Source organism: Kitasatospora sp. NPDC051914 (assembly GCF_040680995.1).
Lineage (GTDB): Bacteria > Actinomycetota > Actinomycetes > Streptomycetales > Streptomycetaceae > Kitasatospora.
The window spans coordinates 1-23,207 of the sequence record NZ_JBFAXX010000090.1; the positions used below are offsets into that span (position 1 = coordinate 1).

The 23,207-nt window shown below is 73.8% G+C and carries 22 protein-coding genes and 1 pseudogene; 13 read left to right on the forward strand and 10 right to left on the reverse strand.

All coding sequences use genetic code 11. The features are described from left to right. Positions 1 to 143 precede the first annotated feature (143 nt). Positions 144 to 965 (reverse strand): purine-nucleoside phosphorylase, encoded by an 822-nt coding sequence (locus AB0M03_RS36025; protein WP_363499873.1) that lies wholly within the window; start codon positions 963 to 965, stop codon positions 144 to 146. Positions 966 to 1,140: 175 nt separating this feature from the next. Continuing rightward, positions 1,141 to 1,578 (reverse strand): gamma-glutamylcyclotransferase, encoded by a 438-nt coding sequence (locus AB0M03_RS36030; protein ID WP_363499875.1) that lies wholly within the window; start codon positions 1,576 to 1,578, stop codon positions 1,141 to 1,143. Positions 1,579 to 1,700: 122 nt separating this feature from the next. Between AB0M03_RS36030 and AB0M03_RS36035 the strand changes: the two genes are divergently transcribed. Together AB0M03_RS36035 and AB0M03_RS36040 are read left to right on the forward strand one after the other, a co-directional pair. Beyond that, positions 1,701 to 3,155 carry an NAD(P)H-quinone dehydrogenase gene (locus AB0M03_RS36035; protein WP_363499877.1) on the forward strand — a complete coding sequence of 485 codons (1,455 nt, stop codon included), beginning with the start codon at positions 1,701 to 1,703 and terminating at the stop codon, positions 3,153 to 3,155. A 186-nt stretch (positions 3,156 to 3,341) separates the two neighbouring features. Then, positions 3,342 to 4,301: a DeoR/GlpR family DNA-binding transcription regulator gene (locus AB0M03_RS36040; protein ID WP_363499879.1), complete on the forward strand. Its 960-nt coding sequence runs from the start codon at positions 3,342 to 3,344 to the stop codon at positions 4,299 to 4,301. A 71-nt stretch (positions 4,302 to 4,372) separates the two neighbouring features. Here the strand turns inward: AB0M03_RS36040 and AB0M03_RS36045 are convergent, their stop codons facing one another. Both AB0M03_RS36045 and AB0M03_RS36050 read right to left on the reverse strand, forming a co-directional pair. Continuing rightward, on the reverse strand, positions 4,373 to 6,145 hold the full coding sequence (locus tag AB0M03_RS36045) for a biotin carboxylase N-terminal domain-containing protein (protein WP_363499881.1): 1,773 nt from the start codon (positions 6,143 to 6,145) through the stop codon (positions 4,373 to 4,375). Between the two features lie 224 nt (positions 6,146 to 6,369). Next, on the reverse strand, positions 6,370 to 7,110 hold the full coding sequence (locus AB0M03_RS36050; RefSeq protein ID WP_363499883.1) for a hypothetical protein: 741 nt from the start codon (positions 7,108 to 7,110) through the stop codon (positions 6,370 to 6,372). A gap of 242 nt (positions 7,111 to 7,352) precedes the next feature. Between AB0M03_RS36050 and AB0M03_RS36055 the strand changes: the two genes are divergently transcribed. Then, the gene (locus AB0M03_RS36055) at positions 7,353 to 8,096 is read left to right on the forward strand and encodes a hypothetical protein (RefSeq protein ID WP_363499885.1); all 744 of its coding nucleotides are present in this window, start codon (positions 7,353 to 7,355) and stop codon (positions 8,094 to 8,096) included. A 47-nt stretch (positions 8,097 to 8,143) separates the two neighbouring features. Here the strand turns inward: AB0M03_RS36055 and AB0M03_RS36060 are convergent, their stop codons facing one another. Continuing rightward, positions 8,144 to 8,743 carry a nucleoside triphosphate pyrophosphatase gene (locus tag AB0M03_RS36060; RefSeq protein ID WP_363499887.1) on the reverse strand — a complete coding sequence of 200 codons (600 nt, stop codon included), beginning with the start codon at positions 8,741 to 8,743 and terminating at the stop codon, positions 8,144 to 8,146. Between the two features lie 43 nt (positions 8,744 to 8,786). Continuing rightward, a complete protein-coding gene (locus tag AB0M03_RS36065; protein WP_363499889.1) occupies positions 8,787 to 8,912 on the reverse strand; it encodes a hypothetical protein in 126 nt (41 codons plus the stop codon). A 227-nt stretch (positions 8,913 to 9,139) separates the two neighbouring features. Between AB0M03_RS36065 and AB0M03_RS36070 the strand changes: the two genes are divergently transcribed. Next, a complete protein-coding gene (locus AB0M03_RS36070; protein ID WP_363499891.1) occupies positions 9,140 to 9,565 on the forward strand; it encodes a DoxX family protein in 426 nt (141 codons plus the stop codon). 124 nt (positions 9,566 to 9,689) lie between these two features. Here the strand turns inward: AB0M03_RS36070 and AB0M03_RS36075 are convergent, their stop codons facing one another. Both AB0M03_RS36075 and AB0M03_RS36080 read right to left on the reverse strand, forming a co-directional pair. Then, entirely contained in the window at positions 9,690 to 9,908 is a 219-nt protein-coding gene (locus AB0M03_RS36075; RefSeq protein WP_363499893.1) for an acyl-CoA carboxylase subunit epsilon, read from the reverse strand. Positions 9,909 to 9,932: 24 nt separating this feature from the next. Next, entirely contained in the window at positions 9,933 to 11,525 is a 1,593-nt protein-coding gene (locus tag AB0M03_RS36080; protein WP_363499895.1) for an acyl-CoA carboxylase subunit beta, read from the reverse strand. Between the two features lie 503 nt (positions 11,526 to 12,028). On the opposite strand from AB0M03_RS36080, the gene AB0M03_RS36085 reads away from it, so the two are divergent. The 4 genes and pseudogenes from AB0M03_RS36085 to AB0M03_RS36100 all read left to right on the forward strand — a co-directional run bounded on the left by AB0M03_RS36085 (position 12,029) and on the right by AB0M03_RS36100 (position 16,672). Beyond that, complete coding sequence (locus tag AB0M03_RS36085) at positions 12,029 to 12,898, forward strand: biotin--[acetyl-CoA-carboxylase] ligase (RefSeq protein WP_363499914.1); 870 nt, start codon at positions 12,029 to 12,031, stop codon at positions 12,896 to 12,898. Between the two features lie 143 nt (positions 12,899 to 13,041). Next, positions 13,042 to 14,136 carry an adenylate/guanylate cyclase domain-containing protein gene (locus AB0M03_RS36090; protein WP_363499896.1) on the forward strand — a complete coding sequence of 365 codons (1,095 nt, stop codon included), beginning with the start codon at positions 13,042 to 13,044 and terminating at the stop codon, positions 14,134 to 14,136. Positions 14,137 to 14,347: 211 nt separating this feature from the next. Continuing rightward, positions 14,348 to 15,379 (forward strand): annotated as a pseudogene (locus tag AB0M03_RS36095) (diguanylate cyclase); the annotation flags it as partial. Between the two features lie 918 nt (positions 15,380 to 16,297). Further along, positions 16,298 to 16,672, forward strand: a complete 375-nt coding sequence (locus AB0M03_RS36100; protein ID WP_363499898.1) for a hypothetical protein — start codon at positions 16,298 to 16,300, stop codon at positions 16,670 to 16,672. A gap of 22 nt (positions 16,673 to 16,694) precedes the next feature. Here AB0M03_RS36100 and fdhD read toward each other — a convergent pair whose 3' ends face one another. Beyond that, positions 16,695 to 17,516, reverse strand: coding sequence for a formate dehydrogenase accessory sulfurtransferase FdhD (fdhD, locus tag AB0M03_RS36105; protein WP_363499900.1), 822 nt, complete (start codon positions 17,514 to 17,516; stop codon positions 16,695 to 16,697). Between the two features lie 144 nt (positions 17,517 to 17,660). Between fdhD and hutH the strand changes: the two genes are divergently transcribed. Further along, positions 17,661 to 19,235: a histidine ammonia-lyase gene (gene hutH / locus AB0M03_RS36110; RefSeq protein ID WP_363499902.1), complete on the forward strand. Its 1,575-nt coding sequence runs from the start codon at positions 17,661 to 17,663 to the stop codon at positions 19,233 to 19,235. Between the two features lie 21 nt (positions 19,236 to 19,256). Here hutH and AB0M03_RS36115 read toward each other — a convergent pair whose 3' ends face one another. Further along, positions 19,257 to 19,631 carry a hypothetical protein gene (locus tag AB0M03_RS36115; RefSeq protein WP_363499904.1) on the reverse strand — a complete coding sequence of 125 codons (375 nt, stop codon included), beginning with the start codon at positions 19,629 to 19,631 and terminating at the stop codon, positions 19,257 to 19,259. Positions 19,632 to 19,895: 264 nt separating this feature from the next. On the opposite strand from AB0M03_RS36115, the gene AB0M03_RS36120 reads away from it, so the two are divergent. From AB0M03_RS36120 to AB0M03_RS36135, 4 genes are all read left to right on the forward strand, one after another. Continuing rightward, positions 19,896 to 20,768, forward strand: coding sequence for a MurR/RpiR family transcriptional regulator (locus AB0M03_RS36120; RefSeq protein WP_363499906.1), 873 nt, complete (start codon positions 19,896 to 19,898; stop codon positions 20,766 to 20,768). 164 nt (positions 20,769 to 20,932) lie between these two features. Continuing rightward, on the forward strand, positions 20,933 to 21,271 hold the full coding sequence (locus AB0M03_RS36125) for a hypothetical protein (RefSeq protein ID WP_363499908.1): 339 nt from the start codon (positions 20,933 to 20,935) through the stop codon (positions 21,269 to 21,271). Positions 21,272 to 21,360: 89 nt separating this feature from the next. Continuing rightward, entirely contained in the window at positions 21,361 to 22,485 is a 1,125-nt protein-coding gene (locus AB0M03_RS36130) for an LLM class flavin-dependent oxidoreductase (protein ID WP_363499910.1), read from the forward strand. Further along, the gene (locus AB0M03_RS36135) at positions 22,482 to 23,099 is read left to right on the forward strand and encodes an FMN reductase (RefSeq protein ID WP_363499912.1); all 618 of its coding nucleotides are present in this window, start codon (positions 22,482 to 22,484) and stop codon (positions 23,097 to 23,099) included. Before AB0M03_RS36130 ends, AB0M03_RS36135 begins: the two co-directional genes overlap by 4 nt. Positions 23,100 to 23,207 lie beyond the last annotated feature (108 nt).

A 23,207-nucleotide genomic window follows, 5' to 3' on the forward strand; every position in this document is an offset into this window, starting at 1 on the left:
GGGCCGGGGGGGGCGGCGCGTGGGGGGGTGGGCCGCCCGGTCCTGGGGCCGCCCCCCCGGGGGGCGGGGGGCGGGGCCCCCCCCCCCCCGGGGGGGGGCCCCCCCCCCCCCCGCCGGTCTACTGATTCTGCGTCAGGACGTGCTCAGATCCGCTCAAGGACCTTCGCCAGCAGTTCGCCCATCCGCTCGGCGCTGGCCTTGCCGGCCTCCAGCACCTCTTCGTGGTTGAGCGGCTCGCCGGTCATGCCGGCGGCCAGGTTGGTGACCAGCGAGATGCCGAGCACCTCGGAGCCGGCCTCGCGGGCGGCGATGGCCTCCAGGGTGGTGGACATGCCGACGAGCTCGCCGCCGATCACCCGGGCCATGTTGACCTCGGCCGGGGTCTCGTAGTGCGGGCCGCGGAACTGCACGTAGACGGCCTCGTCGAGGGTCGGGTCGACCTCGCGGCACAGGGCGCGCAGGCGCTTGGAGTACAGGTCGGTGAGGTCGACGAAGTTGGCGCCGACGATCGGCGAGTCGGCGGTGAGGTTGATGTGGTCGCTGATCAGGACCGGCTGGCCCGGGGTCCAGCCCTGGCGCAGGCCGCCGCAGCCGTTGGTGAGGACGATGATCCCGCAGCCGGCGGCGGCGGCGGTGCGCACGCCGTGCACCACGGTGGCCACGCCGTGGCCCTCGTAGTAGTGGTTGCGGCCGAGGAAGATCAGGGCGCGCTTCTCGCCGATCTTCACGGAGCGGATGCGGCCGGCGTGCCCGGCGACGGCGGGGGCGGGGAAGCCCGGGAGCTCGGTGACGGCGAACTCGGCCACGGTCTCGCCGAGCGCGTCGGCGGCCGGCACCCAGCCGGAGCCCATGACGAGGGCGACGTCGTGGCGCTCGGCGCCGGTCAGCTCGCGGAGGCGGTCGGCGGCGGCCCGGGCGGCGGCGTAGGGGTCGGCGGAGACGACCGACTGAGGAGATGCGTTCACACTGCCGAGGATAGACAAGATTCGCCTACGCGCGTAGACCAACCCGCCAAGACGCGCCGGATCGTTACCCGAATCGTCCGTAAAGACCGGGAATCGCCGGTCGTCGGGCCCGCCGTTCGGCGGATCGCACGAGCCGGCCGGTGCGCCGGGTGCCGCCGCACGCGCCCGCGGCGGTTCAGCAGGGGCGGCGGCGCAGGTCCCGCACGTAGTCGTCGGGGGCGCCGGCGCTCTCCGCCGCGTCCGCGATCAGGCCGAGGTAGCGGGCGGCGGGCAGCCCGCCCTCGTAGTCGTTGAGCACGTACGTCCACACCGGGATGTCGCCCTCCAGGGTGTGCGCCCGCAGCCTGATCTTGCGGTAGATCCCGAGCTGGACGCCCTCCCAGCGGTCGAGGCCCTCCTCGTCCACCGGCGAGACGTCGTACAGCGAGACGAACACCTGGTCCTTCTCGTCCTCCACCACCGTGGCCAGCGAACCCTCCCAGCCGAGGTGCTCGCCGCCGAAGGTCAGCCGCCAGCCGTCCAGCCAGCCCGTGCCGCGCAGCGGGGAGTGCGGAGCACGCCGGGTCATCTGCCGGGCGTCGAGGTTCGTGGCGTACGCGGCGTAGAGCGACATGGGCGCCAGCCTACGGGAGAGCGCTGCCCGGGACGGGGACGGGCGGCGCTCACCGCGGCCCGAGGGCGGGGTGAGCAGATGGCAACGCCCCCGGCGTGGCTTTGGTTCCGGCATGCGGGAGAATGGTCCTCGTGACTCGGATCGTGATCATCGGTGGCGGACCCGGCGGATACGAGGCGGCCCTGGTGGCAGCCCAGCTCGGCGCGGAGGTGACCGTCGTCGACCGCGACGGTCTGGGAGGATCGGCGGTGCTGACGGACTGCGTGCCGTCCAAGACGCTGATCGCCACCGCCGAGGTGATGACGACCTTCGACAGCTCCTACGAGGAGCTCGGCATCATCGTCGCCGACGACACCCCGCCGCTGGCCAAGTCCGCCCGGGTGGTCGGCGTCGACCTCGGCAAGGTCAACCGCCGTGTGAAGCGCCTCGCGATCGCCCAGTCCCACGACATCACCCAGGCCGTCACCCGGGCCGGCGTCACCGTGCTGCGCGGCAAGGGCCGCCTCGGTGCCGGCGGCCAGGCGGTGGACGGCTCCCGCGAGGTCGTCGTCGACCGCGAGGACGGCACCAGCGAGACGCTGCGCGCCGACGCGGTGCTCGTCGCCACCGGCGTGCACCCCCGCGAGCTCCCGGACGCCCAGCCGGACGGCGAGCGCATCCTGACCTGGACGCAGGTCTACGACCTGGACGAGCTGCCGCGCGAGCTGATCGTGGTCGGTTCCGGCGTCACCGGCGCCGAGTTCGCCGGCGCGTACCAGGCGCTCGGCTCCAACGTCACCCTGGTCTCCAGCCGCGACCGCGTCCTGCCGGGCGAGGACCCGGACGCCGCCGAGGTGCTGGAGGACGTCTTCCGCCGCCGCGGCATGAACGTGATGAGCCGTTCGCGCGCCGAGAGCGCCAAGCGGATCGGCGACAAGGTCGAGGTCACCCTCTCCGACGGCACCGTGATCGAGGGCACCCACTGCCTGATGGCGGTCGGATCGATCCCGAACACCGCGGACATGGGCCTGGAGGAGGCCGGGGTCACCCTCAACGACTGGGGCCAGATCAAGGTCGACCGGGTCTCCCGCACCACCGCCCCCGGCGTCTACGCGGCCGGCGACTGCACCGGCGTCTTCATGCTCGCCTCGGTCGCCGCGATGCAGGGCCGGATCGCCATGTACCACGCGCTCGGCGACGCGGTGCAGCCGCTCAACCTGAAGACCGTCGCCTCCAACGTCTTCACCGACCCGGAGATCGCCACCGTCGGCTACACGGCCGCCGACGTGGCCGGCGGCAAGATGGACGCCGTCGAGGTCAAGCTGCCGCTGCGCGGCAACCCGCGGGCCAAGATGCAGGGCATCAGGGACGGCTTCGTGAAGCTGTTCTGTCGCCCCGGCACCGGCATCGTGGTCGGCGGCGTCGTGGTCGCGCCGCGCGCCAGCGAACTCATCCATTCGATTTCGCTCGCCGTGGACAACAACCTGACGGTCGAACAGGTGGCCGGCGCGTTCACCGTGTACCCCTCGCTCTCCGGCTCCACCGCGGAGGCCGCCCGCCAGCTGCACATCCGCAAGCGCGAGGGCTCGGACTCCTGACCCGCTGAGCACAGTTGGGGCGGTCGCCGCGGCGGCCGCCCCTTCTCGTCCACCCGTGCGGCCGAGCGCATGCCGCGCGTTCCGCGGCGCGAATTGTACGGTCGCGCGCCGCTCGCACGTGAGCGTTTCCGGTTACCAGCTGCAAACGCCTGAAAGCAGACGGTCATTCGGGTTACCGTCGGTTCCGTGTTTGCTGCAGAACGTCGCCAGTTGATCCTCGAAATGGTGCGCGCCAACGGAGCGGTCTCGCTCCGGGAGTTGGCCCGCGTCGTCCAGACCTCCGAAGTCACCGTCCGCCGGGACGTCCGGGCCCTGGAGGCCGAAGGGCTGCTCGACCGCCGCCACGGCGGTGCGGTGCTTCCCGGAGGCTTCAGCCGGGAGCCCGGCTACCCGCAGAAGACCCATCTCGCCGCGGCCGAGAAGAGCGCCATCGCCGACCTGGCCGCCGGCCTGGTCGAGGAGGGCGACGCCGTGGTCGTGGGCGCCGGCACCACCACCCAGGAGCTGGCCCGCCGGCTCGCCCGGGTGCCGGGCCTCACCGTGGTCACCAACTCGCTGCTGGTGGCCCAGGCGCTGGCGCACGCCAACCGGGTCGAGGTGGTGATGACCGGCGGCACCCTGCGCGGCTCCAACTACGCCCTGGTGGGCAGTGGCGCCGAGCAGTCGCTGGCCGGCCTGCGGGTCGCCAAGGCCTTCGTCTCGGGCAGCGGCCTGACCGCCGAGCGCGGCCTGTCCACCACCAACATGCTGTCCGCGAGCGTGGACCGCGCACTGGTGCAGGCCGCCGCCGAGGTGATCGTCCTCGCCGACCACACCAAGCTCGGCGCCGACACCATGTTCCAGACGGTGCCGACGGACGCCATCACCCGGCTGGTCACCGACGAGCAGTCCGCAGCCCAGGACCCGACCGCCCGGGAGCTGGACGCGCTCGCCGACTGCGGGGTGCAGATCTCGCTCGCCCCGCTCGGCACGCCCGCGGAGCCGCCGGTGCACAGCGGTCCGGCCCACCCGATGGCCGGGCACCAGCCGCCGCCCGGGGCCGTCCCGCGCCGCTCGGCCCCGCCCGGGGCACCGCTGCCCGGCCAGCGCCGCCCCGCCGTGCACGCCGGCCTGATCGCCCGTCCGATGGCCACCGGCCGCCCCTGAAACGGCGGACGGCCGGTCCGCACACCCCGAGGGGTGCGGACCGGCCGTCCGGGCTGTCCCGCCGGGGCGGGTCAGTTGTCCTTGATCTCGCAGAGCGCCGCGCCGCTGCTGACGCTCGCGCCGACCTCGGCCTTCAGACCGACGATGGTGCCGGACTTGTGGGCGTTGAGCGGCTGCTCCATCTTCATGGCCTCGAGGACGACGATCAGCTCGCCCTCCGCGACGACCTGGCCCTCCTCGACGGCGACCTTGACGATGGTGCCCTGCATCGGGGAGGCGAGGGTGTCGCCGCTGACCGCGGAGCCCGCCTTCTTCGCGCCGACCCGGCGCTTGGCGACCTTGGTGCCGGTGGCCGCCGGGGCGCTGGCGACGCCCAGCGAGGAGGGCAGCGAGACCTCGATCCGCTTGCCGCCGACCTCGACCACGACGGTCTCGCGGCCCTCGGCCTCGTCACCGTCGCCGCCGGCGCCGGTGAAGGCCGGGATGGTGTTCTGGAACTCGGTCTCGATCCAGCGGGTGTAGACCTCGAACGGCCCGTCGCTGCCGTGCACCTCGGGCGCGAACGCCGGGTCGGTCACCACCGCGCGGTGGAACGGGATGGCGGTCGCCATGCCCTCGACCTTGAACTCCTCCAGCGCGCGGGCGGCACGCTGCAGGGCCTGCTGCCGGGTGGCGCCGGTGACGATCAGCTTGGCGAGCAGCGAGTCCCAGGCGGGGCCGATGACCGAGCCGGTCTCGACGCCGGCGTCCAGGCGCACGCCCGGGCCGGACGGCGGGGAGAACAGCGTCACGGTGCCGGGGGCGGGCAGGAAGTTGCGGCCCGGGTCCTCGCCGTTGATGCGGAACTCCAGCGAGTGGCCGCGGATCTCCGGGTCGTCGTAGCCGAGCTCCTCGCCGTCGGCGATCCGGAACATCTCGCGGACCAGGTCGATGCCGGTGACCTCCTCGGAGACCGGGTGCTCGACCTGCAGGCGGGTGTTGACCTCCAGGAAGGAGATCAGGCCGTCCTGGGAGACCAGGAACTCGCAGGTGCCGGCGCCCACGTAGCCCGCCTCGCGGAGGATGGCCTTGGACGCGCGGTACAGCTCCGCGTTCTGCTCGTCGGTCAGGAACGGCGCGGGGGCCTCCTCGACCAGCTTCTGGTGGCGGCGCTGCAGCGAGCAGTCGCGGGTGGAGACGACGACCACGTTGCCGTGCTGGTCGGCGAGGCACTGGGTCTCGACGTGCCGCGGCTTGTCCAGGTACTGCTCGACGAAGCACTCGCCGCGGCCGAAGGCGGCGACCGCCTCGCGGACGGCGGACTCGTACAGCTCGGGGATCTCCTCGAGCGTACGGGCGACCTTCAGGCCGCGGCCGCCGCCGCCGTACGCCGCCTTGATGGCGACCGGCAGGCCGTGCTCGGTGGCGAAGGCGACGACCTCGTCGGAACCGGAGACCGGCTCCGGGGTGCCGGCGACCAGCGGCGCGCCGGCGCGCTGGGCGACGTGGCGGGCGGTGACCTTGTCACCGAGGTCGCGGATGGCCTGCGGCGGCGGGCCGATCCAGATCAGCCCGGCGTCGATGACGGCCTGGGCGAAGTCGGCGTTCTCCGAGAGGAAGCCGTAGCCGGGGTGGACGGCGTCCGCACCGGAGTCGGCAGCCGCCTTCAGCACCTTGGCGATGTCCAGGTAGCTGGTCGCGGGGGTGTCGCCGCCGAGCGCGTAGGCCTCGTCGGCCGCGCGGACGTGCAGCGCGTCCCGATCCGGCTCGGCGTAGACGGCGACGCTGGCGATACCGGCGTCCCGACACGCCCGGGCGACGCGGACAGCGATCTCTCCGCGGTTGGCGATGAGCACCTTGCGCACTGTGGCTCCCTTCTTGAACCTCGTTGAGTCTAGGGATCTAAGGGCACTACCGGCGAGTAGTCCCTGGTGGTGAGCTAGCCCACACGGAGCGTCACCCGAATTAGTGATCACGCGACCACGCAGCGGCAGACCTCGCTGGTAGAGACGCTACGCGCCGCGGTCGGCCGCGGCGCGCGGCGCCTCCGAGGAGCGTCCGCGCGGCCGTGGCCTTCGCCACACGGCGGTCAGGCCGCCGCCGTGGCGGCCTCCCGCTCGGTGGTCGCCTTGGCGGTGACCTCGGCGGCGAGCTCGACCACGTCCGGTCCGTACGCCCCGGGGTTGACCACCTTCAGCACCACGACGAACGTGCTGTCCGTGCCGTGCCGACGCGCCAGCGCGCGGTGGTTGGCCGCCAGGTAGCGGACCGCCGCGTGGTTGGACGTGGAGGTCTGACCGGATATCAGGAAGACCGGGCGGTCTCCCGCTCCGGCGTGCACCCTGGCGAGCAGGGCGTACACCGGCACGCCCTCCTGGACCGGCCGGGTGAGCGGGAACTCCTGGTCGCCCACCGTGATCGTCAGATCGGTGTCCCCCGCGGCGGCGGTCACCCCGGGCAGCCAGGACGCCAGGTGGGCGGCCGTCCGGTTGTTGCTGGACGGCCCGCCGAGGCAGAACTCCGCCTTGGCGCCGAGCCCCTGGCGCACCTGGTCGTGCGCCACGATCTCGGCCCGCGCCCCGCACTCGCGCACCAGGGCGGCGAGTTCCATCAGCGCGTACACGTCGTTGCGTGCGACGGCCGTGGAGGCCCGCGCCCCGGCGTCCCGATTGACCACCAGGAGGCACTCGGTGCCCTCCGGCATGCCGAAGAACCGCTGGGTGCGCTCCAGCCTGCGCCGGCGGCGCGCGGTCTGGGCGATCCAGCCGATGCCCGCGCTGAGGGCCGAGGCCACCAGCCCGAGCACCACGTTGAGGACGCTGTCGGTCATCTCCCCCGCTCCTTCCGGCCGACGGCTGCGTCAGCCTATCGGGGGACGGTACGGGGCCGGGCTGGCCCGCCGCGACAGTAGTTCGCCCCCGGTTCTGTCCGATTCCGCAGGGCGCCGGACGGAGTCTTGCGTTCCGCTTCTTCCGTTATTGGTATGGACCATTGACGGCCCGGAGGGCGCCCCCTGGCGTGGCGCCGCGTCGGGCGGCCGCCGGCCGCCCCCGGACCGGGGGAGTCGTCGTCATGCGGACCACCACGGGGGTGCGGCTGGCGGCCGCGCTGGCCGCTGTCGCGGTGCTGGCGGGCTGCGGATCGGGCGGCGGCAGACCCGGACCCGCGGCCGCGAGCAGCCCGGAGAGGTACGGCTGCCTCACCGAGGAGCAGGCCGCCGAGGGTTCCGTCACGATCGACGGACTGGCCCCCGTGCGGGCCTGGTTCCGCGACTCGGACGCGGGCGGCGCGAAGACCGCCGTGGTCCTCTCGCACCAGAGCGGCGGCACCCTCTGCGACTGGAACCCCTACCTGGACGCCTTCACCGGGGCCGGGTACGCGGTGCTGCCCTACACCGCCAACGGGAACGTCTCCGACAACATCGAGCAGGTGGCCGCCCACCTCGAGGCCAAGGGCATCGCCCGGCTCGTCCTGGTCGGCGCCTCCAAGGGCGGCACCGGCTCGATCGTCGCCGGCTCGCTGCCCGACCTGCCGGTGCCGGCTGCCGCGGTGGTCTCGCTCAGCTCGGCGGAGTCCTTCGGCGGCGACAGCGCGAGCAACGCCGTCAAGCGGCTGACCGCCCCCGTCCTGTTCGCCGCGGAGGAGAACGACCAGCCCTTCGCCGACTACGCCCGCAGCCTGCACGCCGCGGCGGCCGCCGCCGACAAGCAGCTCAAGCTCTACCCGGGCGGCAACCACGGCGCCCCGCTGCTCTCCGACGGCGCCCTGCCCGACGTGCTGGCCTTCCTGGCCCGGACGGCGCCGCCGCAGGGCTGAGCCGGGCGTGCGGGCCCCGGGTCGGAGCGTCCCGGACCGGAGGCCGCTCAGACCCAGAGGTCGGTGATCCGCACGTCCAGGTCGGCGAGCAGACGCCGCAGCAGCGGCAGCGACAGGCCGATCACATTGCCCGGGTCGCCGTCGATGCCCTCCACGAACGGGGCCGACCGGCCGTCCAGCGTGAACGCCCCGGCGACGTGCAGCGGCTCGCCGGAGGCGATGTACGCGGCGACCTCCTCGTCGTCGGGGGTGCCGAAGCGCACGGTGGTCGAGGCGGTCGCCGAGGACTGCCGGCCGGTCACCGTGTCGACCACGCAGTGGCCGGTGCGGAGCACGCCCTCGCGGCCGCGCATCGAGCGCCAGCGCTCCAGCGCCTCGGCCGCGTCCGCGGGCTTGCCGAGCGCCAGCCCGTCCAGCTCCAGCACCGAGTCGCAGCCGATCACCAGCTCGCCGCCGGCGAGGCCGGCGGCGACCGTCTTGGCCTTGGCCTCGGCGAGCACCAGGGCGAGCTCGGCGGGGGTGGCGGCGGTGAGCGCGTCCTCGTCGACGCCGCTGACCCTGACCTGCGGGTCGAGGCCGGCCTGGCGGAGCAGCCCGAGCCGGGCCGGGGACGCGGAGGCGAGAACGAGGGTGCGGCGTTCGGTCATGCCGCCCAGCCTAGGGGGTGCCGCCGGCACTCGGGCGGCCCTCTCACCGGACCAGCAGGACGGCTGCGACGAAGGCGAGGACCGCCAGCAGCGGGCCGGCGCGGCGGAGCATCCGCTGCGCCCTCCTCGCTTCGGGGGAGGGCTCGTCGCGGGGGTCTGACCAGAGCACCTCACCAGCCTGCGCCGAGGGCTCCGCGGGCGCCTGAGTACGCGTACTCAAACCCTGCTGCCCCGTCCGGAACCCTTGACGGGCGGGCGGGCCGGCCCTGCAATGGTGCGTACGTCTTGTCGCGTCCATGATCCGTGCGGGCGGAGGGTGCGGCGGCGCCAGGTCAGGGACTCCCCGGGTGCCCACCGGTGCCCGGTTTCCGCAGGTTCCAGCCGAGGAGACGTACCGTGTTCCGTTCGTCCGTCAGATTAGAGGCCGTCCGCCCGTATGCGGTGGCCCTGTTCCGCGTCGTCGCAGGCCTGCTGTTCACGGCCCACGGCGCCGCTTCGCTGTTCGGCGTCCCGGCCAGTGGCCGGGGCGGCGGCACGGTGGAGGCGTGGTCCTGGCCCGGCTGGTACGCCGCGGTCATCCAGCTCGTCGGCGGCGCCCTGGTGCTGCTGGGCCTCGCGACCCGCGCGGCGGCCGCCGTCTGCTCCGGCTCGATGGCGTACGCCTACTTCTCCGTGCACCAGGAGCACGCGCTCTGGCCGATGCAGAACGGCGGCGAGCCGGCCGCCCTGTTCGCCTGGGTGTTCCTGCTGATCGCGGTGCTCGGCCCCGGCGCGGTGGCCCTGGACGGCCTGCTGGGCCGCCGACCGGCCGCCACGGGCTGAGCGGCCCGACCGGTCCTGCCGCAGAACACAGAACGCAGAACGCCGGACGGCCCGGTGCACCGCCCCGCGAAGGGGGGTGCACCGGGCCGTCCTGCTGCCTCGGGCAGGGCTTGTCGGACAAGCCCTAGCGGGCCCAGCCGGAGGTCCGCCAGGCGGCGGGGCCGTGGGCCGGCATGTTGCGCATCTTCCGCGCGTGGTCGCGCCACGGGGAGGCCGGGCCGCCCGCCCGGCCGGCCGCCTCTGCGGCTGCCTGCGCGGCGGCGGCCCGGGAATGGACCACCGCCAGGACGGTGGCCAGCTCCTCGGGGGTCGGCTGCCCGTGCAGCACCTGGATGGGGGCCATGGGTCAATCCTCTCCCGGAACGGACTACAGCGGAATGTTGCCGTGCTTCTTCGGCGGCAGGGTCTCGCGCTTGCCGCGCAGCGCCCGCAGCCCGCGCACGATGTGCCGGCGGGTCTCGCTCGGCGCGATGACCGCGTCCACGTAGCCGCGCTCGGCGGCCAGGTACGGGTTGAGCAGGGTGTCCTCGTACTCGGCGACCAGCTCGGCGCGACGGGCGTCGACGTCCTCGCCCGCCTTGGCGGCCGCGGCGAGCTCGCGGCGGTAGACGATGTTGGCCGCGCCCTGCGCGCCCATCACGGCGATCTGCGCGGTCGGCCAGGCCAGGTTGAGGTCGGCGCCGAGGTGCTTGGAGCCCATGACGTCGTACGCGCCGCCGAAGGCCTTGCGGGTGATCACGGTGATCAGCGGCACGGTGGCCTCGGCGTAGGCGTAGATCAGCTTGGCGCCGCGGCGGATGATGCCGTCCCACTCCTGGCCGGTGCCGGGCAGGAAGCCCGGCACGTCGACGAAGGTCAGCACCGGGATGTTGAAGCTGTCGCAGGTCCGCACGAAGCGGGCGGCCTTCTCGCTGGCGTCGATGTCCAGGCAGCCGGCCAGGTCCATCGGCTGGTTGCCGACGATGCCGACCGGGTGGCCCTCGACCCGGCCGAAGCCGGTGATGATGTTGCCGGCGAACAGCGGCTGGGTCTCCAGGAACTCGCCGTCGTCCAGGACGTGCTCGATCACCTTGTGCATGTCGTACGGCTGGTTCGCCGAGTCCGGCACGATGGTGTCGAGTTCGAGGTCCTCGTCCGTGATGGAGAGGTCGGCCTGCTCGGCGTAGACCGGCGGGTCGGAGAGGTTGTTGGAGGGCAGGTACGACAGCAGGTTCTTGACGTACTCGATCGCCTCCTTCTCGTCCGCGGCCAGGTAGTGCGCGTTGCCCGACTTGGTGTTGTGGGTGCGGGCGCCGCCCAGCTCCTCCATGCCGACGTCCTCGCCGGTGACCGTCTTGATGACGTCCGGGCCGGTGATGAACATGTGCGAGGTCTGGTCGGCCATCACCACGAAGTCGGTGATCGCGGGGGAGTACACCGCGCCGCCCGCACAGGGGCCCATGATCAGCGAGATCTGCGGGACCACGCCCGAGGCGTGCACGTTGCGGCGGAAGATCTCGCCGTACAGGCCGAGCGAGACCACGCCCTCCTGGATGCGCGCACCACCGGAGTCGTTGATGCCGATGACCGGGCAGCCGGTCTTCAGCGCGAAGTCCATCACCTTGACGATCTTCTCGCCGAACACCTCGCCGAGGGAGCCGCCGAAGACCGTGAAGTCCTGCGCGAAGACCGCGACCTGACGGCCGTCGATCGTGCCGTAGCCGGTCACCACACCGTCGCCGTACGGACGGTTCTTCTCCTGGCCGAAGTTGGTCGAGCGGTGCCGGGCGAACTCGTCGAACTCGACGAACGAGTCCTCGTCCAGCAGCTCGACAACCCGCTCACGCGCCGTCAGCTTGCCCTTGGCATGCTGCTTCTCGACGGCCGCGGCAGAGCCGGAGTGCACCGCCTCGTCGATCCTGCGCCGCAGATCGGCGAGTTTCCCGGCGGTGGTGTGCGGGTCGTACGGCGCCTCGGTCATTGAGGTGGCTCTCCCTGGTCCTTGGCCGCTCCCGAAGCCGACGACGGCATGAGGGCAGGGCGGCACTGCGACTACCGCGAAGTAGCGTAGCCAGCGGCAGACGAATCGTGTTATGGCCAGCGACACAGTGTGTCGGAACGGCTTCTGCGGGACGATGGCTGTTTTGTCGCCCGCTCGCCTCCGGGCCCTCTGACCCGGTGCCGACGGTCGTCGCTCCGTCGCTTCGCTCCCGCGCTCCTCCCTTACGGCACCGGCGGGCCCTTCGGCTCGGGGCGGTGTCGCTCCCGCGCTCGTCCCCCTGCCGCACCGGCGGGCCCTTCGGCTCGGGGTGTCGCCCGCTCGCCTTCTGCACCGGCGGGCCCTTCGGCTCGGGGCGGGGCGTGCTTCTTCCCGGGCCGGCTCGGGCGGGTGTCGCTCGGGCCGCCGGTGGGGTGGCCCGTCGGTAGGCTGGCCAGGTGACCGACGCCGATCAGCCCGAGCCCACCCGCCCCCGCCGCAGCGGCCTGCGAGGCTTCGGCCACACCGGTCCCTCACCGTGGACGGACCTCGAACGCCCGCCGCTGGACGCCGCCGTCCTCCGGCACGACCTGGTCGTCCCCGGCGGCCTGTGGACCTCCCTCGACGTCGTCACCGAGACCGGCTCCACCAACAGCGACCTGGCCGCCCTCGCCCGAGAGGGTGCCCCCGAGGGCGCCGTGCTGATCGCCGAGGCGCAGAACGCCGGCCGCGGCCGCCTGGAGCGCCGCTGGAGCGCCCCGCCGCGCTCCGGTCTCTTCCTCTCCGTGCTGCTGCGGCCCACCGGCGTGCCGGTCGAGCGCTACGGCTGGCTGCCCATCCTGGTCGGGGTCGCCGCGGCCGCCACCGTCTCCCGGATCGCCGAGGTCGACACCGGCCTGAAGTGGCCCAACGACCTGCAGGTCGTCATCGGCGGCGAGGAGCGCAAGATCGGCGGCATCCTCACCGAACTCTCCGGCGGTGCGGTCGTCGCCGGACTCGGCATCAACGTCACCCTCCGCACCGGGGAACTCCCCGTGCCCGCCGCCGCCTCGCTCACCCTGGCGGGTGCCGCCGTCACCGACCGGCAGACCCTGCTGCGCGGCCTGCTCCGCGAGTTCGCCGAGGTGTACGGCGAGTGGCGGGCCGCGGCCGGCGACCCGCACGCCAGCGGGCTGCTGCCCGCGTACACCGCCCGCTGCACCACGCTCGGCCGGACGGTGCGGGTGCAGCTCCCCGGCGACCGCGAACTCGCGGGCGAGGCCGTCGCGGTGGACGGCGACGGCCGGCTGGTCGTCCGTACCGCCGACGGCACCCGCCACCCGGTGGCGGCGGGCGACGTCGTGCACGTCCGCCCGGAGCGTCCCGAGTCCGCCTGATCCGGACGGATGCCCCGGATTGCGGGATTCCGTGCGAACATTCCACCTGGCAGCGGTGTGAGGCGCGCCACTACCCATGGGTGGTCGGCCGCCCTTGACAGGCAGGACAAGAGGAAGTGCGGCGACCGCACGGGGATGGACCGGTGGCAGGCGAGGAATCGGGCAACGGCAGCGGCGGTCACGGCTCCGGGAACGGCGGGACGGGCGAACGCACCGTCGCGCTCGAACTGGAGCGGCTGATCCTCGACGCCCCGCGCAGATACACCCCCTACCAGGCCGCGCGCGCGGCCGACGTGTCCATGGATCTGGCCACCCGGTTCTGGCGGGCGATGGGCTTCCCCGACATCGGGCAGTCCCGGGCGCTCACCGACAACGACGTGATCGCCCTGCGCCGCCTGGCCGGCCTGATCGAGTCCGGGCTGCTCAGCGAGTCGATGGCGATCCAGGTCGCCCGTTCCACCGGTCAGACCACCGCCCGGCTGGCCGGCTGGCAGATGGACACCTTCCTGGAGAACCTCACCCAGGCCGTCGAGCCCGGCCTCACCCGGGCCGAGGTCGCCTACCCGCTCACCGAACTCCTGCTGCCCGAGCTGGAGCAGTTCCTGGTCTACGTCTGGCGCCGCCAGCTCGCCGCCGTCACCGGCCGCGTGGTGCACGCCGCGGAGGACACCGAGATCACCAGCGGCCGGCTCGCCGTCGGCTTCGCCGACCTGGTCGGCTTCACCCGGCTCTCCCGCCGGCTGGAGGAGGAGGAGCTCGGCCACCTCGTCGAGACCTTCGAGAACACCTGCTCCGACCTGATCGCCGGCCAGGGCGGCCGGGTCGTCAAGACCCTCGGCGACGAGATCCTCTACGTCACCGAGGACCCGGGCGTCGCCGCCGAGATCGCCCTCGCCCTGGTCGAGACGCTCGCCAAGGAGGACACCATGCCCGCACTGCGGGTCGGCATGGCCTTCGGCACCGTCACCTCGCGGATGGGTGACGTTTTCGGCACCACCGTCAACCTGGCCAGCCGGCTCACCTCGATCGCCCCGCGGGACGCCGTCCTCGTCGACGGCGAGTTCGCCACCGCGCTGGAGCAGACCGGCGCGGTGCCGCCGCACGACCCGGAGGACCCGGCCGGGCGGCAGGCGGAGGGCGGATTCCCGTTCCACCTCCAGCCGATGTGGCGCCGCCCGGTGCGCGGGCTCGGCCTGGTCGAGCCCTGGCTGCTCACCCGGAGCCACGACGTCGACTGATCCGCCGCGGAAGCTGCGCGACTCCCCTTGACAAATCGGGCGCAGCCTTACCAAACCGCCATAATCTTGGTCCAGGACGGATGCCCACCAGGGCGGACCAAGGGACGAGGCGATCCGGTTGAGCGGTGAGGCGGACAGGGCGGAGCTGGCCGGCCGGCCCCCTTCCACCCCGGACGTGCGCCTGCGTGCGGTCGTCGAACTGGCCCACGACATGGCCGGTGCACTGACCCCGCTGGAGGCCGTCCGGGCCGCCGCCGTCCGCGCCACCGCGGCACTGGAGGCCACGATGGCCGCCGTCTCGGTCTGGGACCGCGAGTCCGGCCGCCTCCGGGTGCTCGCGAACTTCGGCGAACTCGCCGCGGGGGAGGAGGAGTTCCCCGAGGACGAGTCCTACCCGGTGGCCGACTTCCCGGAGATCGTCACCTACCTCGAAGAGCACTGGACCACCGGCCGGCTGCCCCGCGCCTGGGTGCAGACCGCCGAGGACACCGAACCCCACCCGCAGGGCCAGCCGGGCCACCCGGCCGCCGGTGCGTTCTGCCGCCAGCGCGCCGCCGGGCTGCGACGGCGCGGCCGCGAGTGCTGCCTGGTCGCCCCGATCGTGCTGCACGGCCAGGCCTGGGGCGAGCTCTACCTCGCCCGCCGCGCGGGGCTCCCGGTCTTCGACGAGGGCGACATCGACTACGCGACGCTGCTCGCCGCCCAGATCTCCGCCGGCCTCTCGCAGACCGAACGCCTCGCCGACCTGCGCCGCCTCGCCTTCACCGACCCGCTCACCGGCCTCGCCAACCGCCGCGCCGTCGACGCCCGGCTGGAGAGCGCCCTGCAGGCCCACAACCGGGACAACACCGTCGTCAGCCTGGTCGTCTGCGACGTCAACGGACTCAAGCGGGTCAACGACCAGCTCGGGCACGAGATGGGCGACCGGCTGCTGGAACGATTCGCCCACCAGCTCTCGCTGTGCGCCGCCAAGCTGCCCGGCAGCCTCGCCGCCCGGCTCGGCGGCGACGAGTTCTGCCTGCTCGTCGAGGGCCAGAAGGCCGACGAGGTGGTCACCGTCGCCGAGGAGCTCTGCGCCCGCGCCCTGCAGCTCACCGAGGGCGAGGGCGTCGCCTGCGGCGTCGCCTCCACCGGCGACTCCATCGGCCCGGTCTCCACCGCCGACCGGCTGTTCCGGCTCGCCGACGCCGCCCAGTACCGGGCCAAGGCCTCCCGGGCCGCCCACCCCGTGGTGGCCGGCCGCAGCCACGGCCCCGGCTTCTCGCCCGACCCGACCGTGATGCTCGCCGACGCCGCCGACCCCCACCACCGCGCCGACAGCCGCCGCGGCGGCCCCGGCCAGCGCGGCAACGGCGACCGCAGGCGCTTCCGCGGCGCCGCCCGCAGCGCCGACCCCGGCCAGCTGCTCACCACCGTGCTCGCCGCCCTCGACCAGAACGAGGTCCAGCGCACCAGCCACCCCGCCGACACCCTCGCCCGGATGGTCACCGTCGCCGAGACCTCCGCCCGCCTCCTCGACGCGGTCGCCTGGTGGGTCTCGTACGTGCCGCCCGGCTCGCACCTCATGCGCACCGCCCAGCACGCCGTCTACCGGATGACCAGCGGCCCGAGCAGCACCGGCGCCGCCACCCAGCGCGCCCAGATCGAGGCCCCCGACGCCGTCTTCGACCTGCGGCACTACCCGCTGACCCGGCGGGCCTCCCTCGGCGGCGGCTTCGCCCTGCGGGCCGGCGCGCCCGGCAACGACCCCTCCGAGGAGGCGGTCATGGTGGTCAGCGGCTACAAGGCCATGGTCGCCGCGGGCGGCCCGAACCCGGCCGGCGGCTGGCTGGTCGAACTCTTCGCGGACGAGGCCACCCTGCCGCTCGGCCAGATCGCCTCCGCCCTCCGAGCCCTGGTCGCCGTGGCCCTCTCCGGCCCCGCCTCCCCGCCACCGGACTAGGAGCCGTCTTCAAAGGTGCACGGGGGTCACTTCAGGTGCTCCCACGCGCCCCTTGTGGTGCACCCATGACCTTTGAGGACACGTCCCGGACGCCCCTGACGGGGTGTCCGGGACGTGCCCGGCCGGTCACAGGTGGGCCACAGGGGCGTGCCGGGGGCTGGGCCGTGCCGCCCGGGCGTGCCACAGTGGCCGGACAGGATCGGGGGACCGGGAGGGACCATGCGTACCAAGCTGGCGGGGACACTTCTCGCACTGGCGTTGGCGGTCGGCGGCACTGCGCTGGCCGGGGGCGAGGCGGCGGCGGTGACCCGCGGTGCGCCGGCGGCGGCCGTTCAGCAGGCGCCGGCGGCCGCACCCGCGGCGGCCGTGCAGAAGAGCTCCGGCTCGAAGAGTTCCGGCTCGAAGAGCTCGGGGACGAAGACCTCCGGGACGAAGACCGTCCAGGTGGCCAAGTCCAAGTCCAAGTCGAAGTCCAAGAAGAAGAAGGGCTTCTTCGGCACGGTCGTCGGCATCGTGATCGGCATCGTCGTGCTGGGCATCGTGCTGGTGGTCGTGATCGCCGTGGTGCTGGCGATGCGCAAGCGCAGGAACTGACGCTGCGCCGGGTGGCGGAGCGTCAGCCGGCCGCCACCCGTTCGGCACCCGTGTACACATTGGCGCTCTCGCCGCGCAGGAAGCCCACCAGGGTCAGACCGAGCTCCTCGGCGAGGTCGACCGCGAGCGAGGAGGGCGCCGAGACCGCGGCCAGCAGCGGCACGCCCGCCAGCGCCGCCTTCTGGGTCAGCTCGAACGAGGCCCGGCCGCTGACCAGCAGTACGTGCCCGGTGAGCGGGAGCCGGCCTTCGCGCAGCGCCCAGCCGACCACCTTGTCGACCGCGTTGTGCCGGCCCACGTCCTCGCGGACGCAGAGCAGTTCGCCGCGCGCGTCGAAGAGCCCGGCGGCGTGCAGTCCGCCGGTGGAGTCGAAGGCCCGCTGGGCCGCGCGGAGCCGGTCCGGCAGGCCGTACAGCAGGCCGGGGGAGACCCGCAGACCGTCCTCGGCGACCGGCCACCGGCTGTGGGTGCGGACGGCCTCGACGGTGTCCCGGCCGCACAGGCCGCAGGCGCTGGTGGTGAGCAGGTTGCGGTGCCCGGACAGCGGCGCGGCGTCGCCGCGCACGGTCGCGTCGACCACGTTGTAGGTGTTGGCGCCCTCGGCGTCCGTCCCCGCGCAGTAGCGCAGGGCGGCCAGCTGCTCGGTGCGGTGGACGACGCCCTCGCCCACCAGGAAGCCGGCGACCAGGTCGAAGTCGTGGCCGGGGGTGCGCATGGTGACGGTGAGCGGTTCACCGCCGAGCCGGATCTCCAGGGGCTCCTCCGCCGCCAGCGCGTCGGGTCGCACGCCCGTCTCGGTGCCGCGCAGCCGCACCACCCGGCGCCGTACCGTCGCCCGTGCCATCGACTCCTCCGTAAGCCTCGCTCCGCTGTGCCCAGCCTGCGGCACCGCCGTGCCCGAACGGAAATCCTGCGGACGGCCGCCGCCGGACGGCCGCGTCCGCGGTTGTCAGAATTCCATTCACCTGGTGTCATTGTGCATATGGATATGCACGGTGCTGTGGCCCCCGACGCGCCACTGGTCCAGGTCGGCAAGGCCGACGTCACTGCCGAGGACGTCCTCGCCGTCGCCCGGGGCAACGCCCGGGTCGAGATCGGCCCGGACGCGCTCGCCGAGATGGCCGGCGCCCGCGCCCGGATCGACGCGCTCGCGGCCGAGCCGCGCCCGGTCTACGGCGTCTCCACCGGCTTCGGCGCCCTCGCCGTCCGCCACATCAGCCCCGAGCTGCGCGCCCAGCTGCAGCGCTCGCTGGTGCGCTCGCACGCCGCCGGCATGGGCCCGGTGGTCGAGCGCGAGGTCGTCCGCGCCCTGATGTTCCTGCGCATGAAGACCCTCGCCTCCGGCCGCACCGGCGTCCGCCCGCTGGTCGCCGAGACGATGGCCGCCCTGCTCAACGCCGGCATCACCCCGGCCGTCCGCGAGTTCGGCTCGCTCGGCTGCTCCGGCGACCTCGCCCCGCTCTCGCACTGCGCCCTGGTGCTGATGGGCGAGGGCACCGCCTTCGGCCCGGACGGCGCGGAGAAGGACGCCGCCGAGCTGCTCGCCGCCGCCGGCATCGAGCCGGTCGAGCTGCTGGAGAAGGAGGGCCTCGCCCTCATCAACGGCACCGACGGCATGCTCGGCATGCTGGTCATGGCCATCGCCGACCTGCAGCGGCTCTTCACCACCGCCGACATCACCGCCGCGATGAGCCTGGAGGCGCTGCTCGGCACCGACAAGGTGCTCGCCCCCGAGCTGCACACCCCCATCCGTCCGCACCCCGGCCAGGCGCTCTCCGCCGCCAACATGCTGGCCGTCCTCAAGGGCTCCGGCCTCACCGGCCACCACCAGGACGACGCGCCGCGCGTCCAGGACGCCTACTCGATCCGCTGCGCCCCGCAGGTCGCCGGCGCCGGCCGCGACACCGTCGCGCACGCCCGTACGGTCGCCGAGCGCGAGCTCGCCGCCTCGGTCGACAACCCGGTGGTGCTGCCGGACGGCCGCGTCGAGTCCAACGGCAACTTCCACGGCGCCCCGGTCGCGTACGTGCTGGACTTCCTCGCCATCGCCGCCGCGGACCTCGCCTCGATCTCCGAGCGCCGCACCGACCGGCTGCTCGACAAGGCCCGCTCGCACGGCCTGCCGGCCTTCCTCGCCGACGATCCGGGCGTGGACTCCGGCCTGATGATCGCCCAGTACACGCAGGCCGCCCTGGTCAGCGAGAACAAGCGGCTCGCCGTGCCGGCCTCGGTCGACTCCATCCCGTCCTCCGCGATGCAGGAGGACCACGTGTCCATGGGCTGGTCCGCCGCGCGCAAGCTGCGCCAGGCGGTCGCCAACCTGGGCCGGGTGCTGGCCGTGGAGCTGGTCGCCGCCGGCCGTGCGCTGGAGATCCGTGCGGAGGGCGGCAGCGGCCCGATCGCCCCGGCCACCGCCGCCGCGGTCGCCGCGGCCCGCGAGGCCGGCGTCGGCGGCCCCGGCCGGGACCGCTTCCTGTCGCCGGACCTGGAGGCGGCCGCCGCCCTGGTCGCCTCGGGCGACCTGGTCACGGCGGTCGAGCGGGTCACCGGCCCGCTGGCCTGATCCGGGCCGGGGCGGGCGGGATCACTCCCACCCGCCCCGGTTCCGCTCCCGGCTGCGGCCCGAACGTGCGGAGGAGACGTTGATGCCGACGATGCCGGCCCAGCAGACGATCAGGCCGAGCAGGCCCGAGCTCTCGGCGGCGATGGCCGACAGCGGGATGCCCATCACCAGCGAGAGCACCTGCACCTTGAACTGCGGGTTGCCGGGGCGCCGCTGCGGCGTGCCGGGGGCGCCGAGCCGTTCGGCGACGCGCTGTTCGACCCGGGCGTCGAGCCGGGCGTCCAGCCGTGCGAGGAAGGAGTCGACGATCTCCGCCTCGTACTCCTTGCCGAGTTCCTTGCGGGTCTGCAGCGCGGCGTCGAGGTCGCGGGCGAGGTCGTCCTTGCGTAGGTCCATGCCCTCAGCGTCCTCGCGCGGACGGGCGGAGGTCCACCGCAGCGGCGCGATTTCCGGGACGGCTCAGGGCTGTCTCGGGGTGTCCCCGGGGACGACCCCGAGGTGCTGCCGCCAGGGCGTACGGGCCTCCTCCGCGGGGGACCTGCACGCCGGGCCCGTCCCGATCCTCGAAACACCGTTGCCCACATGCCAGGACTGCGCGACAGTCGTCCCAGCCGCCATCGCCAACGGCGTGCGCCGCTCACGAGCCCGGAGGTACGGCCGATGACAGCCCTGGACGAGACCGGCACCGTCGGCCCCTCCGCCCGACTGCTCCAGCTCTTCGAGGGCCACCGGCTGACGCCCACCCAGCGCCGGATCGCGCACTCCCTCGTCCGGCACGCCACCGAGGCGCCCTTCATGTCCAGCGTGGAGGTCGCCGAGCTGGCCGGTGTCAGCCAGCCCTCGGTGACCCGCTTCGCGGTCGCCCTCGGCTACGACGGCTACCCTGCGCTGCGCAAGCAGTTGCGCGAGCTCGGGGCGGGTGAGGCCGCCCCGGCCGCCGAGACCCTGGCGGACGCCGTCCGCAACGAGCACCAGCAGGCCGTGCTCGCCGAGATCGAGCACCTGCGCCACCTCGCGGACCTGCTCGCGGACCCGGAGCCCATCGTCCGGGCCGCGCGGGTGCTCGCCGCCTCCCGCCCGCTGCCGGTGCTCGGCCTGCGGGCCGCCTCGGCGCAGGCGCACGGCTTCGCGTACTTCGCGGCCAAGGTCCACCCGGACGTCCGGCTGCTGGACGAGGGCGGCTCGATGCTCGCCGACCGGATCGAGCAGGCGGCGGCCGCGGGAGCCACCGCGCTGGCCTGCTTCGCCCTGCCGCGCTACCCGCGGGAGCTGATGGACGCTCTGATCACCGCCCGCGGCTGCGGCCTGACGGTGGTCACGGTGGCCGACAGCGCGTTCGCGCCGGTCGCCAAGCTCTCCGACGTGATGCTGCCGGCCGCGGTCGGCACCGGGCTGGTCTTCGACACCGCCTGCGCACCGATGATGCTCGGCCGGGTGCTGCTGCAGACCATGTGTGACGAACTGCCCGGCGCCGAGGCGCGCCTGGAGGCGATCGAGCAGTCGGCGGCGGCCCGGGGGCTGTTCCTGGAGTAGCCGTCAGCCCCGGGGAGGGCCGAGGCACTCGACGGCGCGCGGCGTGCAGGTGTGCGCGCGGAGACGGGTTGGCGCCGGGCCGCGAGCGGGCATCCCCTTCTCAGGGGCCCGGTCCCGGGCGCCGGACGGGGGTGTCCGAGATGCGCGTGATCCACCAGATGAGAATGACCGCACGTCTGGCCGACGGCACCGACGAGTGGTCCTGTCCGACCTGCGGCCGGCGGATCGCCCTGCGCCGCCCGCCGAACCCCGGCATCACCGTGCTGGAGCCGGGTGACGACTCCGCCGTCCACATCGGGGCCACCGAGCAGAGCGTCGCCGACCGGGCGGCCGCCGAGGCGGCCGAGCGCTACGGCCTGGGCCCCGTCCAGGAGATCCCGCGCCCGCCCGAGCGGGAGCAGCGGCAGCCGGAGGGCGGTCGTGAGCCCGCCGCCTTCGACGCGGACGACCGGGCCTGGCTGGCCGAGATCGGTATCGACTGGAAGGGGGGCAACGCGGCCTGAACCGTGCCCGGCGGGGGCGGGAATAGCGGCGGGGGCGGGGTCGTTCAGCCGGGCGTAGTTGAAATCTTAACGACCTGGGAGTGAGCGCCATGCAGTTCGGGATCTTCACCGTCGGTGACGTCACCGAGGACCCGACGACCGGCCGCACGCCGAGCGAGCACGAGCGGATCAAGGCCATGGTGGCGATCGCTCTCAAGGCCGAGGAGGTGGGCCTGGACGTCTTCGCGACCGGCGAGCACCACAACCCGCCCTTCGTGCCGTCCTCGCCGACGACCATGCTCGGGCACATCGCGGCCCACACCGAGCGGCTGATCCTCTCCACCTCGACCACGCTGATCACCACCAACGACCCGGTGAAGATCGCCGAGGACTTCGCGATGCTCCAGCACCTGGCCGACGGCCGGGTGGACCTGATGCTCGGCCGCGGCAACACCGGCCCGGTCTACCCGTGGTTCGGCCAGGACATCCGCCAGGGCATCCCGCTCGCGATCGAGAACTACGCCCTGCTCCACAAGCTGTGGCGCGAGGACGTGGTCGACTGGCAGGGCCGCTTCCGCACCCCGCTGCAGGGCTTCACCTCGACCCCGCGCCCGCTCGACGGCGTCCCGCCGTTCGTCTGGCACGGATCGATCCGCAGCCCCGAGATCGCCGAGCAGGCCGCCTACTACGGCGACGGCTTCTTCGCCAACAACATCTTCTGGCCCAAGGAGCACTTCCAGCGCCTGGTCAACCTCTACCGCGAGCGGTACGCGCACTACGGCCACGGCACCGCCGAGCAGGCGGTCGTCGGCCTCGGCGGCCAGGTGTTCCTGCGCCGCAACTCGCAGGACGCGGTGCGCGAGTTCCGCCCCTACTTCGACAACGCCCCGGTCTACGGGCACGGGCCCTCGCTGGAGGAGTTCACCGAGCAGACCCCGCTGACCGTCGGCAGTCCGCAGGAGGTGATCGACAAGACGCTCACCTTCCGCGAGTCCTTCGGCGACTACCAGCGCCAGCTGTTCCTCGTCGACCACGCCGGCCTGCCGCTGAAGACCGTCCTGGAGCAGCTCGACCTGCTCGGCGAAGAGGTGATCCCGGTGCTGCGCAAGGAGTTCGCCAACGGCCGGCCCGCCGAGGTGCCGGACGCCCCCACCCACGCCTCGCTGCTCGTCCGGCGCACGGCCGCAGCCGCCGCCGGCGACACCGCCGCCACCGCCACCGAGGAGACCGCATGACTGCCGCACTGAAGCTGGTCGCCGTCTCGGCCGGCCTGTCCCAGCCCTCCTCCACCCGGCTGCTCGCCGACCGGCTGGCCGGCGCCGTCCGCGCCGGGCTGGACGGCCGGCGGGAGGTGGAGACCGAGGTGATCGAGCTGCGCGACCTCGCCGGCGAGATCGCCAACAACCTGGTCACCGGCTTCCCGGGGCCCCGGCTGCGCGCCGCGCTGGAGTCGGTCGCCTCGGCGGACGCCCTGATCGCGGTCACGCCGATCTTCAGCGCCTCCTACAGCGGTCTCTTCAAGTCCTTCTTCGACGTGCTGGATCCGGACGCACTGACCGGCACGCCGGTGCTGATCGCCGCCACCGGCGGCACCGCCCGGCACTCGCTGGCCCTGGAGCACGCGCTGCGGCCGCTCTTCGCCCATCTGCGCGCCGTCACCGTGCCCACCGCGGTCTTCGCGGCCTCGGAGGACTGGGGGCCGGGCGGTGACACCGAGGGGCTCGCCCCGCGGATCGCCCGGGCCGGCGGCGAACTGGCCGACCTGCTGGCCGGCCGTCCGGCGAGGCCCCGGGCGGAGTCCGGGGTGGTGCCCTTCGAGCAGCAGCTGGCGGCGCTCCGGGCGGGCTGAGCGGGCGCTCCCACGGCGGGCGGCGTCTACGCCCAGCCCAAGCAGCGCGGGCGCGCGGCCGCCGCCGCCCCGCTCAAGGAGCTCGGCACCGACCCGGTCAGCGAGCGC

Coding starts and splice junctions, on each gene's coding strand:
- AB0M03_RS36115 (WP_363499904.1), bottom strand. CDS start 19,631: ATGGACCTACGCAAGGACGACCTCGCCCGCGACCTCGACGCCGCGCTG.
- AB0M03_RS36080 (WP_363499895.1), bottom strand. CDS start 11,525: ATGACCGAGGCGCCGTACGACCCGCACACCACCGCCGGGAAACTCGCC.
- AB0M03_RS36125 (WP_363499908.1), top strand. CDS start 20,933: ATGACCGCACGTCTGGCCGACGGCACCGACGAGTGGTCCTGTCCGACC.
- hutH (WP_363499902.1), top strand. CDS start 17,661: ATGCACGGTGCTGTGGCCCCCGACGCGCCACTGGTCCAGGTCGGCAAG.
- AB0M03_RS36075 (WP_363499893.1), bottom strand. CDS start 9,908: ATGGCCCCCATCCAGGTGCTGCACGGGCAGCCGACCCCCGAGGAGCTG.
- AB0M03_RS36050 (WP_363499883.1), bottom strand. CDS start 7,110: ATGACCGACAGCGTCCTCAACGTGGTGCTCGGGCTGGTGGCCTCGGCC.
- fdhD (WP_363499900.1), bottom strand. CDS start 17,516: ATGGCACGGGCGACGGTACGGCGCCGGGTGGTGCGGCTGCGCGGCACC.
- AB0M03_RS36120 (WP_363499906.1), top strand. CDS start 19,896: ATGACAGCCCTGGACGAGACCGGCACCGTCGGCCCCTCCGCCCGACTG.
- AB0M03_RS36055 (WP_363499885.1), top strand. CDS start 7,353: ATGCGGACCACCACGGGGGTGCGGCTGGCGGCCGCGCTGGCCGCTGTC.
- AB0M03_RS36060 (WP_363499887.1), bottom strand. CDS start 8,743: ATGACCGAACGCCGCACCCTCGTTCTCGCCTCCGCGTCCCCGGCCCGG.
- AB0M03_RS36135 (WP_363499912.1), top strand. CDS start 22,482: ATGACTGCCGCACTGAAGCTGGTCGCCGTCTCGGCCGGCCTGTCCCAG.
- AB0M03_RS36130 (WP_363499910.1), top strand. CDS start 21,361: ATGCAGTTCGGGATCTTCACCGTCGGTGACGTCACCGAGGACCCGACG.
- AB0M03_RS36100 (WP_363499898.1), top strand. CDS start 16,298: ATGCGTACCAAGCTGGCGGGGACACTTCTCGCACTGGCGTTGGCGGTC.
- AB0M03_RS36030 (WP_363499875.1), bottom strand. CDS start 1,578: ATGTCGCTCTACGCCGCGTACGCCACGAACCTCGACGCCCGGCAGATG.
- AB0M03_RS36035 (WP_363499877.1), top strand. CDS start 1,701: ATGGTCCTCGTGACTCGGATCGTGATCATCGGTGGCGGACCCGGCGGA.